Origin of the sequence: Stappia indica, from assembly GCF_020177335.1 — a bacterium.
Taxonomy (GTDB): domain Bacteria; phylum Pseudomonadota; class Alphaproteobacteria; order Rhizobiales; family Stappiaceae; genus Stappia; species Stappia indica_B.
In genome coordinates this window covers 211,919-227,236 of the sequence record NZ_JAIVMG010000008.1, presented here as the reverse complement: position 1 = coordinate 227,236, position 15,318 = coordinate 211,919, and the positions used below count along the sequence as shown (strand labels likewise).

General features: G+C 66.8%; 11 protein-coding genes. 7 read left to right on the top strand and 4 right to left on the bottom strand.

The window, feature by feature from the left end; genetic code table 11:
* Positions 1-224: 224 nt before the first annotated feature.
* The gene (gene putA / locus LC062_RS12875; RefSeq protein ID WP_404829714.1) at positions 225-3,386 is read right to left on the bottom strand and encodes a bifunctional proline dehydrogenase/L-glutamate gamma-semialdehyde dehydrogenase PutA; all 3,162 of its coding nucleotides are present in this window, start codon (positions 3,384-3,386) and stop codon (positions 225-227) included.
* 136 nt (positions 3,387-3,522) lie between these two features.
* Between putA and LC062_RS12870 the strand changes: the two genes are divergently transcribed.
* The 4 genes from LC062_RS12870 (at position 3,523) to LC062_RS12855 (ending at position 7,725) form a co-directional block, all read left to right on the top strand.
* Positions 3,523-4,008 carry an Lrp/AsnC ligand binding domain-containing protein gene (locus LC062_RS12870; protein WP_224911428.1) on the top strand — a complete coding sequence of 162 codons (486 nt, stop codon included), beginning with the start codon at positions 3,523-3,525 and terminating at the stop codon, positions 4,006-4,008.
* A gap of 93 nt (positions 4,009-4,101) precedes the next feature.
* A complete protein-coding gene (locus tag LC062_RS12865) occupies positions 4,102-5,331 on the top strand; it encodes an ABC transporter substrate-binding protein (RefSeq protein ID WP_224911427.1) in 1,230 nt (409 codons plus the stop codon).
* Between the two features lie 31 nt (positions 5,332-5,362).
* On the top strand, positions 5,363-7,045 hold the full coding sequence (locus LC062_RS12860; protein WP_224911426.1) for an ABC transporter permease: 1,683 nt from the start codon (positions 5,363-5,365) through the stop codon (positions 7,043-7,045).
* Positions 7,042-7,725: an ATP-binding cassette domain-containing protein gene (locus LC062_RS12855; RefSeq protein WP_224911425.1), complete on the top strand. Its 684-nt coding sequence runs from the start codon at positions 7,042-7,044 to the stop codon at positions 7,723-7,725. Before LC062_RS12860 ends, LC062_RS12855 begins: the two co-directional genes overlap by 4 nt.
* Positions 7,726-7,732: 7 nt before the next feature.
* Here the strand turns inward: LC062_RS12855 and bfr are convergent, their stop codons facing one another.
* Together bfr and LC062_RS12845 are read right to left on the bottom strand one after the other, a co-directional pair.
* A complete protein-coding gene (gene bfr, locus LC062_RS12850) occupies positions 7,733-8,218 on the bottom strand; it encodes a bacterioferritin (protein WP_181760996.1) in 486 nt (161 codons plus the stop codon).
* Positions 8,208-8,441 (bottom strand): (2Fe-2S)-binding protein, encoded by a 234-nt coding sequence (locus LC062_RS12845; protein ID WP_181760997.1) that lies wholly within the window; start codon positions 8,439-8,441, stop codon positions 8,208-8,210. Before LC062_RS12845 ends, bfr begins: the two co-directional genes overlap by 11 nt.
* 130 nt (positions 8,442-8,571) lie before the next feature.
* On the opposite strand from LC062_RS12845, the gene LC062_RS12840 reads away from it, so the two are divergent.
* The 3 genes from LC062_RS12840 to LC062_RS12830 all read left to right on the top strand — a co-directional run bounded on the left by LC062_RS12840 (position 8,572) and on the right by LC062_RS12830 (position 13,834).
* Positions 8,572-9,321 (top strand): SDR family NAD(P)-dependent oxidoreductase, encoded by a 750-nt coding sequence (locus LC062_RS12840; RefSeq protein ID WP_224911424.1) that lies wholly within the window; start codon positions 8,572-8,574, stop codon positions 9,319-9,321.
* Positions 9,322-9,488: 167 nt separating this feature from the next.
* Entirely contained in the window at positions 9,489-11,204 is a 1,716-nt protein-coding gene (locus LC062_RS12835) for a methyl-accepting chemotaxis protein (protein WP_224911423.1), read from the top strand.
* Between the two features lie 194 nt (positions 11,205-11,398).
* Complete coding sequence (locus LC062_RS12830) at positions 11,399-13,834, top strand: methyl-accepting chemotaxis protein (RefSeq protein ID WP_224911422.1); 2,436 nt, start codon at positions 11,399-11,401, stop codon at positions 13,832-13,834.
* A 276-nt stretch (positions 13,835-14,110) separates the two neighbouring features.
* Here the strand turns inward: LC062_RS12830 and LC062_RS12825 are convergent, their stop codons facing one another.
* The gene (locus LC062_RS12825) at positions 14,111-15,256 is read right to left on the bottom strand and encodes a serine hydrolase domain-containing protein (protein WP_224911421.1); all 1,146 of its coding nucleotides are present in this window, start codon (positions 15,254-15,256) and stop codon (positions 14,111-14,113) included.
* Positions 15,257-15,318 lie beyond the last annotated feature (62 nt).

The window sequence follows — 15,318 nt, the reverse complement described above, 5'->3', positions numbered from 1 at the left end:
CTCCGCTTGCGCGTCGTCCGGGAGGACGCGGAGCGCAAGGATGGTCGGAGGGACCCAGCCGTTTCCTCATGTCTCGGCGTCATCCCGGGCAAGCTCTAGCGCGACCCGGGATCGGAGAGCCGAAAGACTCGCCTTTGCAATGGACTGGGCCCCACTGGCCGTGGGTCGCCGTTCCCGGGACGGCGCTCACGCACCGCCCCGGAGGGTTTGCCCGGGCCGGGGCCTCAGTCTTCCTCGGCCATGGCGATCAGGCTGGCGTTGCCGCCAGCGGCGGCGGTGTTGATCGACACCACCTGTTCCAGCGCGAAGCGGCCGAGATAGGCCGGGCCGCCGGCCTTCGGCCCGGTGCCGGACAGGCCCGACCCGCCGAAGGGCTGGGTGCCGACCACCGCGCCGATGGTGTTGCGGTTGACATAGACATTGCCGACGGACAGCCGGTCGACCACCTTCGCCACCGTCGCATCGATGCGGCTGTGGACACCGAGGGTCAGGCCAAAGCCGGTGGCGGCAATCGTCTCCAGCATCTGCGGCAGTTCGGCGGCCTTGTAGCGCACCACATGCAGGATCGGCCCGAAGGTCTCGCGGGTCAGCGCCTCCGGCCGGTCCAGTTCGACGATATGCGGCGCAACCCAGGTGCCACCGGTGAAGCTGCCGCCGGGCACCGGACCGGAGTACACCACCTTCTGCGAGGCCCGCATGTCCTCAAGATGGGCGTTCAGCTTGTCCCGCGCCGCCGCGTCGATCACCGGGCCGATGTCAGAGGCCGGGTCGGCCGGATCGCCCAATGACAATTCCGCTGCCGCGCCCTTCAGCATCTCCAGTTGCTTGTCGGCGACATCCTCCTGCAGATACAGGAGCCGCAGGGCCGAACAGCGTTGTCCGGCGGAGCGGAAGGCGGACATCATCACATCGTCGCAAACCTGCTCCGGCAGCGCGGTGGCATCCACCAGCATGGCGTTGACGCCGCCGGTCTCGGCGATCAGCGGCACGATCGGCCCGCGCTTTTCCGCCAGCGCCCGGTTGATCGCCCAGGCGGTTTCGGTGGAGCCGGTGAAGGCAACACCCGCCACCCGCGGCTCGGCGACAATCGCCGCGCCGAGCTCCCGCCCACCGGGCGCGAACAGGAACACATCGCGCGGCACGCCCGCCTCATGGATCAACTTCGCCGCCTCATAGGCGATCAGCGGCGTCTGTTCCGCCGGCTTGGCGATCACCGCATTGCCGGCAAGCAAGGCCGCCGTCACCTGCCCCAGATAGATCGCCAGCGGGAAATTCCAGGGCGAAATGCAGACGAAGACGCCGCGCCCACGCAGGCGGTAGCGGTTTTCCTCGCCGGTCGGCCCGGGCATCAACACCCCTTCGCCGAAGCTGCGCTGCGCCTCGGCGGCGTAGTAGCGGCAGAAATCGACCGCCTCGCGCACTTCCGCCAGCCCGTCGGGCAGGGTTTTTCCGCCCTCGCGGGCCAGGAGCGCCATCAGTCGCGGGGAATGCTCCTCCAGCAGATCGCCGAGCCGGGCAATCGCCGCGGCGCGGGTTTCCACCGGGGTCCGCGACCAGCGATCAAAGCCCTTGCCGGCGGCATCGAACATCGCCGTCACCTCGCCGGCAGACGCCTCGCGCACCCGTCCGGCGCGGGTCACCCCGTCGGTGGGCGAGAGCACCGGACGACCAAGGCCGCCCGCCGGCGCGCCGGGATAAAGCGGCGCGGCATCATCGACAGGCGCGGTATGGGCGGCCATGGTGCTGACCAGCCCGGCCCGCTCCTCGGCCCAGCCGAATTCGAGACCGGCGGAGTTCTGCCGGCTGGTTCCGTAAAGCCGGCCGGGCAGCGGGATCTTCGGATTGCGCGCCCGGGTGCCGCCGGCCAGCGCCTCCTCCGGCCGGGCCAAGAGCCGGGTGATCGGCACCGACGCATCGCCCACGGCGGAAACGAAGGAGGAATTGGCGCCGTTTTCCAGAAGACGGCGGACCAGATAGGCGAGCAGATCCCGATGGCCGCCGACCGGCGCATAGATGCGACAGGGATGGCCGTCCCGTTCGGTCACCGCCTTGTAGAGGCTCTCGCCCATGCCGTGCAGCCGCTGGAACTCAAAGCCCCCGCTGTCGCCGGCAAGGGTGACGATCTGCGCCACCGACAGGGCATTGTGGGTCGCGAACTGCGGGTAGATGCGCGGCCGTGCCGCTAGCAACGCCCGGGCACAGGCGAGATAGGAAAGATCCGTCGCCGCCTTGCGCGTGAACACCGGAAAATCGTCAAGCCCCCGTTCCTGCGCCCGCTTGATCTCGGTGTCCCAATAGGCGCCCTTGACCAGCCGCACCATGAAGCGCCGATCGAGCCGGGTCGCCAGATCGACGATCCAGTTGACCACATCGAGCGCCCGTTTCTGATAGGCCTGAATGGCAAGGCCGAAGCCGTCCCAGCCGGCGAGCGAGGGATCGGCGGCGACCACCGCGAACAGGTCGAGCGAGATTTCCAGCCGGTCGGCCTCTTCCGCATCGACGGTGAAATTGAGGTCATGACGCTTGGCCGCCTGCGCCAGTTGCAACAGCCGGGGCGCCAGTTCATCGCGCACCCTTGCGCCCTTGACCGCTTCGTAGCGCGGATGCAGCGCCGACAGCTTGACCGAAATCCCCGGCCGGGCCGGCAGCTCCTTCTTGCCCGCCGCCTTGCCGATCGCCTCGATCGCCGCCGCATAGGACTGGAAGTAGCGCTCGGCATCGGCGGCGGTGCGCGCGCCCTCGCCCAGCATGTCATAGGAATAGCGGTAGCCCTTGGCCTCCTGGCCGGCGGCGCGCTGCAGCGCGTTCTTGATCGTTTCGCCGAGCACGAACTGATGGCCAAGAATGCGCATCGCCTGACGGGTGGCGCCGCGCACCGCCGGCATTCCCATGCGCTTGACCAACGCGGCGAGGATCGTGTCCGGCTTCTCGCCCGGATGGATCAGCCGCGAGGTCACGCCCAGCGCCCAGGAGGAGGCGGAGACCAGCCAGGTGTCGGAGGGGCCGTTCTCCGTCTCGTCGAAGCGGGCGGCGGCGAGCTTGTCCTCGATCAGCTTGTCGGCGGTGGCCGCATCCGGCACCCGGAGCAGCGCCTCGGCAAGCACCATCAGCGCCAGCCCCTCGCGGGTGGACAGGCCGTATTCCCGGAGGAAGTCCTCCACCCCGCCAAGACCGCCAATCGCCGAGCGAATGGTCTGGATATACCCGGAGGCAAGATCGTCGATCCGGGTTTCCTCGGCCGCATCGAAGCCGACCGCACTGATCAGGCGCCGCACCGCCTTTTCATCGCCGGGGGCATAGGGCGCGCGAAACGGGGCAAGCGCCCCGGTCGCGTCGGATGGGGACACCGAAGTCTGAAACGGCGGGGTCTGCAACGGCTGGCTCACAACACACTCCTCCACAAGCGCACAGGATCGACCGGCCCGAGAGCGGGCAGGACACCTCCCTGAGATTTTCGCTATTATACGGCCTGATTCACTGTTATTTTCACCAAATCAATCATCAAATTCAGGAAATAACACTATGAATGGCGAAGATTCCGCGAATTCCCCTAATCTGGACAGGACCGACCGCAGGATCCTCGCCGTCTTGCAGAGCGAGGGGCGCATCACCAACACAGACCTGGCCGCGCGGGTGAACCTGTCGCCGACAGCAACGGCGGAGCGGATGAAACGTCTCGGCCGGGACGGCTATATCCTGCGGTTCTCCGCCGAGCTCGATCCGGAGCTTCTCGGCCTCGGCCTCCTGGTGTTCGTGCAGATCAAGCTCGACCGCACGACACCGGATGTGTTCGACGCCTTCGCCCGGGCGGTCAAACGGGTGCCGCAGGTGCTGGAATGCCATATGGTGGCCGGCGGCTTCGACTACCTGGTGAAGGCCCGGGTGGCGGACATGACCGCCTATCGGCGCCTGCTCGCCGATGTGGTGCTCGACCTGCCCGGCGTGCGCGAGACCCACACCTATGCGGTGATGGAGGAGGTCAAGGACACCCACGTCCTGCCGCTGTGACCGAAGAGCCGCTGGAAAGGCTGTCGTCACGAAGCCGTGTCTTGACCCGCCGGGGTGGCTCTTGCACCTAACAAACCATAAGGAGACCCGCCCATGCTTCACCGCCTCGCGCCGCTCGCCGCGCTTTGCCTCGCCGCCTCCCTGCTGATCGGGACGCCCTCGACCCGCGCCGAAACGCCGGATCCGAAGGACTGGCCGGCGGTGCTGGAGGCAGCGCGCGGACAGACCGTCTATTTCCACGCCTGGGGCGGCGAGCCACGCATCAACGCCTATATCGACTGGGCCGGGGCGGAGGTGAAGCAACGCTATGGCGTGACCCTGCGCCATGTGAAGGTCGATGACGCAGCCACCGTGGTCGGGCGGATCGTGACGGAAAAGGCCGCCGGCAAGGACAGCGGCGGCGCGGTCGATCTGGTCTGGATCAATGGCGAGAATTTCGCCGCGCTGAAGAAAGCCGGCCTGCTGATGAGCCCGGGCTGGGCAGAGGACCTGCCTAACTGGCCTTTGGTCGACACCGTGGCAAACCCGGCGGTTCTGACCGACTTCACTGAACCGACCGATGGGCTGGAAAGCCCATGGGGACTGGCCAAGCTCGTTTTCATGCATGACAGCGCCCATGTCTCCTCCCCGCCCCGGAGCCTTGCGGCGCTCGCCGACTACGCCGCGCGCAACCCCGGCCGCTTCACCTATCCGCAGCCGCCGAACTTCCATGGCTCCACCTTCCTGAAACAGGTGCTGGCGCAAACCATCGCCGATCCGGAAAAGCTCAGCCATCCGGTCGATCCGGCCAGTTTCGACGCCGACATCGCGCCGATGCTGGCCTATCTCGACGCGCTGCATCCCCATCTCTGGCGTCAGGGCCGGGCCTTCCCGCAAAATGTCGCGGCCCTGCGGCGGTTGCTCGACGATGGCGAGATCGACATCGCCTTCAGCTTCAACCCCTCCGATGCCTCTGCCGCCATTGCCGCCGGCGAACTGCCGGACACCGTGCGCAACTTCGTCCTGGACGGCGGCACCATCGGCAACGCCCATTTCGTGGCGATCCCCTACAATGCCACTGCCAAGGCGGGGGCGCTGGTGGTCGCCAATTTCCTGCTGGAGCCGGAAGCGCAGGCGCGCAAGCAGGACCCGGCCGTCTGGGGCGATCCGACCGTGCTCGCGCTCGGCGCCCTGCCGGCGGCGGACAAAGCCCGGTTCGCGGCGCTGGATCTGGGCATCGCCACCCTGCCGCCAGAAGACCTCGGCCCGGTGATCGACGAGCCGCACGCAAGCTGGATGGTGCGGCTGGAAGAGGTCTGGGCGCAACGCTACGGGGCCCGGTGAGCGCCGCCCGCCCGGGCCGGGAGCCTGCATCATGCTGAAACTGGCACCGCTTGCGACGCTCGCCCTGATGCTGGGGCCGGTGATCGCCGGACTGGCCGGAACGGTGCTGCCCGCCTTCGGCTACATGCCGGCCCTCGGCGGCGACAGCCTGAGCCTTGCTCCGTTTCATGATCTTCTGTCCCGGCCCGGGCTTGCCACCTCGCTGGCGCTCAGCCTCGGCACCGGGCTTGCCGCCAGCTTCGGTGCCTTCACCATCGCCATCCTGTTCACCGCCGCCTTCGAGGGCGGACGGTTCTTCCGGGCGATGCGCGCGCTGTTGTCGCCGCTCCTCGCCGTGCCACATGCGGCGGCGGCCTTCGGCCTTGCCTTCCTGATCGCCCCGTCCGGCTGGGCGATGCGGCTCCTGTCCCCCTGGGCCACGGGCGCGACCCGGCCGCCGGACCTTCTGATCATCGGCGATCCTTACGGCCTGTCGATGACCCTGGGGCTGATGGCCAAGGAGGTGCCGTTCCTGCTGCTGATGGTGCTGGCCGCTCTGCCGCAGACCGATTCCTTGCGCGCGCGCCATGTGGCCACCGGCCTTGGCTATGCCCGCATATCCGGCTGGCTGGGCGCGGTGCTGCCCCGGCTCTATCCACAAATCCGCCTGCCGGTCTTCGCCGTGATCGCCTATGCCACCTCCGTCGTCGATGTCGCCATCATCCTCGGCCCGACCACCCCGGCACCGCTGGCCGTGCGCCTCGTCGGCTGGATGCGCGATCCGGACCTTGCCATGCGCTTCACCGCCTCCGCCGGGGCGCTGGTGCAACTCGGCCTCAGCGCGTTTGCCATCGGTCTCTGGGTCGCCGGCGAGCGGCTGGTGGCGGTGATCGGCCGGGCCCGGCTGCGATCCGGGCGGCGACAGGCGGGCGATCGGGTCAGTGCCACCAGTTCGGCGCTGGCGATGGGCGGGCTGACCGCCGCGCTGCTTGCGGGCCTTGTCGCCATCGCCCTTTGGTCTTTCGCCGAGCGATGGCGTTTCCCCGACGCCCTGCCCGGCACGCTGACGCTCGCAAGCTGGCAAGCCCATCTTGGCCACCTCGGTGCGGCGAGCGCGGTTACCCTTGCCATCGCCGTTCCGGTCACGCTGACGGCGCTTGTGCTGGCGCTCGCCTGCCTCGAAGGCGAGACCCGAAAAGGGATCGCCCTGCGCCACCGGACCCTTCCCTTGCTCTATGTGCCGCTGATCGTGCCGCAGATCGCCTTCCTGTTCGGCTTTCAGATCCTGCTCTTGACCCTTGGGATCGCCGATACCCTGCTGGCGGTCGGCCTTGCCCATCTGGTGTTCGTGCTGCCTTACGTGTTTCTCGCCCTGTCCGATCCGTGGCGGGCCATCGACCCGCGCTATGGCCATGTGGCCAGCGCGCTGGGGGCCTCGCCGAACCGCATCTTCTGGCGCGTGCGCCTGCCGCTGGCCTTGCGCGCCGCGGCCACCGCCGCCGCCCTCGGCCTTGCGGTCTCGGTGGCCCAGTATCTGCCGACGCTTTTGATCGGCGGCGGGCGTCATGCCACCATCACCACCGAGGCCGTCGCCCTGTCGGCCGGCGGCAATCGCCGCCTGATCGCGCTTTACGCCATGACCCAGATGATCCTGCCCTTCCTCGCCTTCACCCTGGCCGCCCTCGCACCGGCGGTCGCCTTCCGCCAGCGCCAGGCCTTGCGGGCCTCCGCATGACGGACGCCAAACCCACCCCCGCCCCTGAGACGACGCCGCCGGCCGAGCTGGTGTTCGATGCGGTCCGGATCGAGCGGCAGGGCGTGCCGCTGATCGCGCTTGATGCCCGGGTCGCGCAGGGGGAGGTGCTGACGCTGATGGGCCCCTCCGGCATCGGCAAGTCGACACTGCTGGCCTATGCCGCCGGCTTCCTCGACCCGGCTTTCAGCGCGCGGGGGCGGGTTCTCGTCGGCGGGCAGGATATCACGGGCCTGCCCGCGCACCGGCGCCATGTGGGTTTGCTGTTCCAGGATCCGCTGCTGTTTCCGCACTTGAGCGTTGGGGACAATCTCGCCTTCGCCCTGCCGGAGGCGATCCGAGGCCGCAGCGCTCGGCGCGATGCGGTGCACCAGGCCCTGTGCGAGGTGGAGCTCGGCGGCTATGGCGCCCGCGACCCGGCAACCCTGTCGGGCGGGCAAAAGGCGCGGATCGCGTTGATGCGGGTGCTGGTGTCGGAGCCCCGGGCGCTGCTGCTGGACGAACCGTTTTCCAAGCTCGACACGGGGCTGAAGGCGCAGATGCGCGATCTGGTGTTCGGCAAGGCGCGCAGGCGCGGGTTGCCGGTGCTGCTGGTGACCCATGACCGGGACGACGCGGCAGCGGCCGGGGGGCCGATCGTCGACCTGTCCCCCGGCAAATGACGACCGATTACTCGGCTTCGTTGGCGGCGCCGGCCTGCAACTGACCGTAACGCTCGACGCCGATCTGCTCGATCAGCTCAAGCTGCGTCTCCAGATAGTCGATGTGCCCTTCCTCGTCGGCCATCAGCTCCTCGAACAGGCGCAGGGACACGTAATCGCCAGCGGTGTTGCAGACCTCGCGGGCCTCCTTGTAGAGCGCGCGGGCGGAGTATTCGCCGGCCAGATCGGCCTCGACAACCTCCTTCAGCGACTGGCCGATCCGCAAGGGATCGAGGCTCTGCATGTTGGGAAAGCCTTCCAGGAACAGGATCCGCTCGATCAGCTTGTCGGCGTGCTCCATCTCCTCGATGGATTCCTCGCGCTCCTTCTTGGCCAGCTTGGTGTAGCCCCAGTCATCCAGCAGCCGGTAGTGCAGCCAGTACTGGTTGACCGCCGTCAGTTCGTGGCGCAGCGCCTTGTTGAGATAGTCGATGACCTTGCTGTCACCCTTCATGTTCCGCCTCCGGCTGTTCCGGTGACCGCTCCCGGCCACCTTGTGATTCTTCATGAATGATCGGAATGATGGCCTTGAAGCAGCCGCCGCAACGGGGCCGCTTGCCCAGCGCGCGAAACACCGCGCCCGGTGTGACGATCACGCCATCGGGACCGGACTGCAGCTCGCGCGCGGCGCGGCGCAATTCCTTGTCCGTCAGCACATTGCAGGAGCATACGATCACGCGCTTATCCGGCCTGGTCGCGACGAGGTGGATTTCCCTCGTCAACTGAACTGTCCCCGCCTACATATGGAAGCCGGCGACGAGATGCAATTCGTTTGCCCCCTTACCCAGAGCGAAAGGCCCTCCTTGCATGACACCCGACGGTGAACGAAAGACCCTTGTCCTGACCGGAGCCAGCCGGGGGATCGGCCATGCGACGGTGAAGCGGTTTTCCGCCGATGGCTGGCGGGTGATCACCTGTTCGCGCCAGCCGTTCTCCGACAAGTGTCCCTGGCCTTCCGGCCCGGAGGATCACATCCAGGTGGACCTGTCCGATCCGGAGAACCTTGGGGTCGCCGTCGCCGAAATCCGCAAGCGGCTGGAGGCTGGCGGCTCGCGCCTGCATGCGCTGGTCAACAACGCAGGGATCAGCCCCAAGAACGAAAATCGCGAACGACTCAACTCGCTGACGACGCCGATGCACCTGTGGCGCACCGTGTTTCAGGTCAACTTCTTCGCTCCGATCCTGCTGGCGCGGGGGCTGTTCGACGAATTGGCCCGGGCGCGCGGCGCGGTGGTGAACGTCACCTCGATCGCAGGCATCCGCGTCCATCCGTTTGCCGGCACCGCCTATGCAACCTCAAAAGCGGCGCTCGCCAGCCTCACCCGGGAGATGGCCGCCGATTTCGGCCAGCACGGCATCCGCGTCAATGCCATCTCGCCGGGAGAGATCGACACCTCCATCCTGTCGCCCGGCACCGAGGAAATGATCGGCGACATCCCGCTGCGCCGGCTCGGCACACCGCTGGAGGTCGCCGAAACCATCTTCTTCCTGTGCTCCTCCTCCTCCTCCTACGTCACCGGAGCGGAGGTTCACGTCAACGGCGGTCAGCACGTATAAGAGACTGACCTTTCTCCGATTTTTTCCAGAAAAAACTCAAGGAAAGCTTCTCCCCGCAAGGCCATTCCGCAGCGATAACCGGGAGTTTACAAATACTCCCCGATACTCCTTCCCCAAGGGCGCCCAGGAGGATAGCGCCACGATTACCCAGGAGGGGTTTTGGGCCTATGCGTATTCTTTCCCGTTTCAATCTCGTTTCCATTGTCTCCGCCACCACTGCCTTGATGATCGGACTTTCACTCGTCGCCGTCGGCGTGGTGATCTTCATCGTTCTGTCCGGGCAGATCCAGACCGATGCGGTCACCCGTCAGGACACCAGCCTGAGGATCGCCGCCAGCATCGTCGCCCGCGACATGCCGGGCACCTCGGTGAGTTGGGGCGAGGACGGCAATGTCGAGCGCATCGTCATGGACACCTTGCCGGATGCGGTCGAAGATCATGCGATGATCGATGAAATCGGCCGGATGACCGGGGAGACCGTCACTGTCTTCAAGTGGGACCCGGACACCCGCGATTTCTGGCGCAAGACCACCAACATCGTCAAACCCGATGGCAGCCGCGCGGTGGGAACCCGGCTTGGACAAAACGGCGCCGTCTACCCGGTGCTGACCGGGGGCAAGACCTTTCGCGGCGAAGCGGTGATCCTCGGCACCCCCTATTATACGATCTATCAGCCAATCTTCTCGCCCTCCGGCGAGGTCAGCGGCATTCTCTACGCCGGCGTGCGCAAGTCGGTGATCACCGCCCTTCTCGGCTCCGTCACCTGGAACCTGCTTCTTGCCTTTGTGCCGATCCTCGTCATCGCAACGGCGGTCATGGCGGTGCTGGCCCGCCGGCTGCTGCGGCCGATCCCGCTGATCGCGGCGACCGCCCACCGGATCGCCGAGGATGATCTTGACGTGGACGTGCCCTATGCCGACCGCCGCGATGAAATCGGCCAACTGGCCGATGCAGTGGAGATCCTCAAGCAACGCGCGCTGGAGCGGCGTAGCCTCGCCGCCGGCCGGGACGAGGCCGATACGCGGCAACAAACCCGTCAGGCGGAAATCGACCGGCTGATCGCCGCCTTCCGCGCCCGCGTTGCCGAGGTCAACCAGATGAGCGCGGCCACAGCTGAAAGCCTTTCCCAGGCTTCCAGCGAGTTGACCGATCTTGCCCGCGACAGCTCGGACAAGGCGCGGGAGACCTACGGCGCCAGCGAAAGCACGTCGGGCCAGGTGGAAACCGTCGCCAGCGCGGCGGAGGAGTTGTCCAGCTCGATCGCCGAAATCGCCCGGCAGGTGACGCAAACCACCGAGGTGGTCGGCAAGGCCACAAAGGACACCCATGCGACCAACGAGAAAGTCGCGGGGCTGTCCGATGCGGCCAACAAGATCGGCGAAGTGATCAGCCTCATCCAGGCGATTGCCGAGCAGACCAACCTGCTGGCGCTGAACGCCACCATCGAGGCAGCGCGGGCCGGCGAGGCCGGGCGAGGCTTTGCCGTGGTCGCGGCGGAGGTGAAGGAGTTGGCCAACCAGACCTCCAAGGCGACCGAGGAGATCGGCGCGCAGATCTCGGCGATCCAGGGCGCCACCAACGACGCGGTTTCGGCCATCGGCGGCATTGCCAGAATCATCGAGGAGGTCAATGGCTACACCGCCTCGATTTCCTGCGCGGTGGAACAGCAAGGTGGGGCCACCGGCGAGATTTCCCGCAATGTGCTGCAGGCCGCCGAAGGCACCAGTCTCGTCATGCGCAACATGACAAACCTTGCCGACACGGTGGGCCGCACCAACACGGCCGCAGGCTCGGTGCTCTCCGCCTCCACCGCCATGTCGGAGCAGTCCGATGCGCTGCGCCAGGAAATCGACCGCTTCCTGGAACAGGTCGCGGCGGCCTAGGATCCAGACTCACAAACAGGCAAGGGGAACGGGCCGACGGCCCGTTCCCTTTCTCCGCGTCAAGCAAACGCGGACCGGGGCGAGGGCGGCCAACACCACCAGTAATTGTTAATTCTGACGATGCCCGCAGCTTTACCCAAACTTCACACACCGTCTCCTAGTCTCCGACCACGTATTGCTTTCAGGAGGGACGTATGTCGCGTTTGCTTGGGGTTGTGGGGAACTTGGGCTTCGCCGCCAAAATCGGCGGCGGCTTTGCAATTGTCCTGTTATTGACCGCCGTCGTCGGCGGCGTCGGCATCATCGCCATTGGCGGATTGACCGACCAGATGAAGACTTCGGAGATCGCCTCCCGGGTGATGGTCAAGCTTCAGGATGTCTCCGCCAGCCGCGAGGCCTTCCTGACCTCGCGCGACGAGACCCGGCTGGAACAGACCAACGGGCTGATCGGCGAGTTGAACACGGAGTTGAAGAGCCTGCGCGCCTCGGTGGCCGATGACGCCGGCTCTCTGAAGCAGGTCGATGAAGCGATCGCCTCGATCGCCCGGCTGCAGGAGACCGTGACCGGCGTTGGCGCGGAGATCGCCACGCAGACTGTGCTTCTTGGCAATCTGCAGGAGGCGAGCGTCAAGCTCGATTCCCTTGCCACCACGATCAACAACGAGATGCAGGACGAGGGTCGCGCCGCCAAGCAGGCGAGCATGAACGCCTCCGCGGTGCAGCGTAAGGCCGATCAGATCGGCCGGATCGTTTCCTCGCTGCAGGAGGAAGCGCTGAGGACCCAGTACCTGTTCCTCCACTCCACCACCTCCACGGCTCCCGAGGCCCTCAAGGAGGCGATCAAGGAAGCGGCGGACCTTGCCGACAACGCGCGGGTCCTGACCCATACCAACCTTGAGGGCATCGACAAGGCGCTGATCACCGAGCTCGCAGCCAAGGCCGCCAATCTGGAAGAGAATCTGGACAAGCTGGTCAATTCGGCGGATTTCGCGGTCATCTACCAGGTGCGCCAGACCGTCCGCACGACGATCTCGGAAATCACCGAACTGGCCGACAAGGTGCGCACCTCCGCCTATACCGCCATCGACGCGGTTCAGGCAGAGGTGCGCAGCAGCGCCATGGCCCAGATCAAGGTCGATCTGGTCAGCAAGAACAGTGCCGACCTGGCCCGCCAGGCCCTGACGGTCAAGGCCTCGACCCTGCAGCTCCTGTCCTCGCTGGGCGAAGCCTCCGAAGCGCAGGTGCGTGCCGAACTTGCGCAAGTGCGGACCATTGCCGAGAACCTCACCACCCTTGCAGGCGGCTTCCCCGCCGTTGCCATTCTGGTGAAGGACATCCAGACCCAGATCAGCGCTTATGACACCGCCTTCGGCGAAATGCTGACCAGTGTCGCCGCCCTGGAGCGCATGACCGCCGAACTCGGCACCCTGGCAGTGACCACGCGCGGGCAGATCGCCGATGTGGTCGGCGAGCAGGCGAGCCAGGCCGCCATGGCTGGAACCACCATGTTGTGGACCATCGCCACCACCTTGCTGATCGCCACCGCCTTCGGCGCCCTGGTGGCCGTCGTCCTGTCGCTTGCCATCACCCGCCCCACCCGCCGGCTGACCGCCGTGATGGGGCGTCTGGCGAAAGGCGACACCGATGTGACCATCCCCGACGCCGAACGGGGCGACGAAATCGGCGCCATGAGCCGCACGGTCGAGGTGTTCCGCGACAATGCCCTGGAGCGGGCGCGGATGCGCGCGGCGCAGGAAGAGGAGCAGGCGGCCAACAGCGCGCGCCAGGCGCGTGTCGACGGGCTGATCGCCGAGTTCCGCACCCAGGTGCAGGAGCTTCTCACCTCGGTTGGCGACACCGCCGGCGGCATGGAGGCGACGGCGCAGGATCTGACGCGGATCGCCAGCGAAAGCTCGATGCGGGCGGAGGAAACCACCCGCAACAGCACCTCCGCCACCCAGAACGTGGAAAGCGTGGCGACGGCAGCGGAAGAACTGGCCGCCTCCATCGCCGAGATCTCCCGTCAGGTCGGTCAGACCACCCAGGTGGTGGAAAAGGCCACGCAAGGCACCCGCTCCACCAACGAAACGGTGGCAGGGCTTGCCCAGGCGGCCAACAAGATCGGCGAGGTGGTGACCCTGATCCAGGCGATTGCCGAGCAGACCAACCTTCTTGCGCTGAATGCCACCATCGAGGCGGCGCGGGCCGGTGAAGCCGGACGCGGCTTTGCCGTCGTCGCGGCGGAAGTGAAGGAGCTGGCAACCCAGACCTCCAAGGCAACGGAAGAGATCGGCACGCAGATCGCCACCATCCAGGGCTCGACCCGGGAGGCGGTCGAGGCCATCGGCGCGATCACCGCAACCATGCAGGAGGTCGACAGCTACACCTCGGCCATCGCCGCGGCGGTGGAGCAGCAGGGGGCAGCGACCAACGAGATCTCGCGCAACGTGCAGAACGCCGCTGAGGGCACCACTTCGGTCAGTGCCAATGTGGGCGAACTGTCGAACGCGGTGGCGGAGACCAACGCTTCGGCCGACATGGTGCTCGCCGCATCAAGCGATGTCGGCGACAAGACCCGGGAGCTGCGCCAGCGCATCGACGGGTTCCTGACCAGCGTGGCGGCGGCCTGACCGCCAGCGCCGTCACCGCTCCCACCAGATAAAAAAACGGCCCGGGTCATCCCCGGGCCGTTTGTGTAAGGACAATTCCTCTGGGTCGTCATCCCGGACGCAGCAAAGCGGCGATCCGGGATCGGCGAGCCACGGTCTGCCGGTTTCAGACCCATGAAACGCACGGCTTTCGGTTCCCCGATCCCGGCTCGGGGCCGGGATGACGCCGAGAGGGACCGTTGCCCTTTGCTCGCCGTTTTCATGTCGGCGGGCGGAGGCTCAACGCGCCGCAGGTGCTCACCGGGCGTAGAGCGCCCGTTCATAGGCCTCGTAGACTTGCGTGAAACGCGGCTCCACGAAGGGTAGCGACTGGGTCATGATCACCGCCGCCATATCCTTGGCCGGATCGAACCAGTAGTGGGAATTCAGGACGCCGGCCCAGGTCTGCGTCCCGGCCGAGCGCATCCCCGGCACATCCTCCTCCACCCGCAGGAAGCCGAAGCTGTGGGTCTTGCGCACCTCCGGGAAGGGATTGCAATCGGCGCTGACCATCGGCATCACCGTCACCATCGGCGTGAACTGCAAGCCGCCCATGTGATCGGCCAGCATCCAGTCGACGCTGTCCTCGCGCAAGAGGCGCTGACCGTCGAGACTGCCCCGGCCCAGGAACAGGCGCAGGAAGCGCAGATAATCCGGCGCGGTGGAATAGAGCGCATGGCCCATGCCATAGACTTCCGGGTGCGAGGGCGGCACCAGGTTCGCCGGCGTGAAGCCGCCCTCCCCGTTGCGGGCGGAAACGGCGGACAGCCGCGCCAGCCGCCCCTCATCCAGTTCGAACACCGTGTCGTTCATGGCCAGCGGCTCGAAAATCTCCTGGCGGCAGAAATCGTCGATCCGCCGCCCGTCGACCGCCTCGACGGCCATGCCGAGCCAGTCGATGCTAATGCCGTAGTCCCAGCCGGTCCCCGGGTCGCGCACCATCGGGTAGTTGAGCGCCGCTTTGGTGCCGGCCAGCGCCGACGGATGGCCGGTGGCCTTCATGTAGCGCCGCACGTCGTCGTTCCAGAACTCATAAGGCAACCCGGCGGTGTGGGTGGCCAGATGGCGGATGATCGCCCGGGTGCGCGGCGGCCGCATCACCGGCTCGTCCCCCTCGAACCGGTCGATCACCTGCAGACGACCGAAGTCGGGCAGGATCTCCTCCACCGGGGTCTCGGCATCGAGCTTGCCCCGTTCGATCAGCAGCATTGCCGCCAGCGAGCCAATCGCCTTGGTCATGGAGAAAATACGAAAGACCGTATCCTCCCCCGCCGCGCGGCCCGGCGCTGCGTCGCCGAAACTGCCCGAATAGGTGGTTCCGGCGGCGTTGCCGGCCATCGCCACGACAAAAGGAACGTCCTGCCGCTCCACCGCGGCGGCGAGAACCTCATCAACTGACCGCATATCGCTCACTTCCCTTTCCGAATGCTCCGCTGGGTTCCAGGCGCGGCGCGCACGCGCGCCTG

Coding starts and splice junctions, on each gene's coding strand:
- LC062_RS12830 (WP_224911422.1), top strand. CDS start 11,399: ATGTCGCGTTTGCTTGGGGTTGTGGGGAACTTGGGCTTCGCCGCCAAA.
- LC062_RS12840 (WP_224911424.1), top strand. CDS start 8,572: ATGACACCCGACGGTGAACGAAAGACCCTTGTCCTGACCGGAGCCAGC.
- LC062_RS12870 (WP_224911428.1), top strand. CDS start 3,523: ATGAATGGCGAAGATTCCGCGAATTCCCCTAATCTGGACAGGACCGAC.
- LC062_RS12860 (WP_224911426.1), top strand. CDS start 5,363: ATGCTGAAACTGGCACCGCTTGCGACGCTCGCCCTGATGCTGGGGCCG.
- LC062_RS12855 (WP_224911425.1), top strand. CDS start 7,042: ATGACGGACGCCAAACCCACCCCCGCCCCTGAGACGACGCCGCCGGCC.
- LC062_RS12865 (WP_224911427.1), top strand. CDS start 4,102: ATGCTTCACCGCCTCGCGCCGCTCGCCGCGCTTTGCCTCGCCGCCTCC.
- bfr (WP_181760996.1), bottom strand. CDS start 8,218: ATGAAGGGTGACAGCAAGGTCATCGACTATCTCAACAAGGCGCTGCGC.
- LC062_RS12835 (WP_224911423.1), top strand. CDS start 9,489: ATGCGTATTCTTTCCCGTTTCAATCTCGTTTCCATTGTCTCCGCCACC.
- LC062_RS12825 (WP_224911421.1), bottom strand. CDS start 15,256: ATGCGGTCAGTTGATGAGGTTCTCGCCGCCGCGGTGGAGCGGCAGGAC.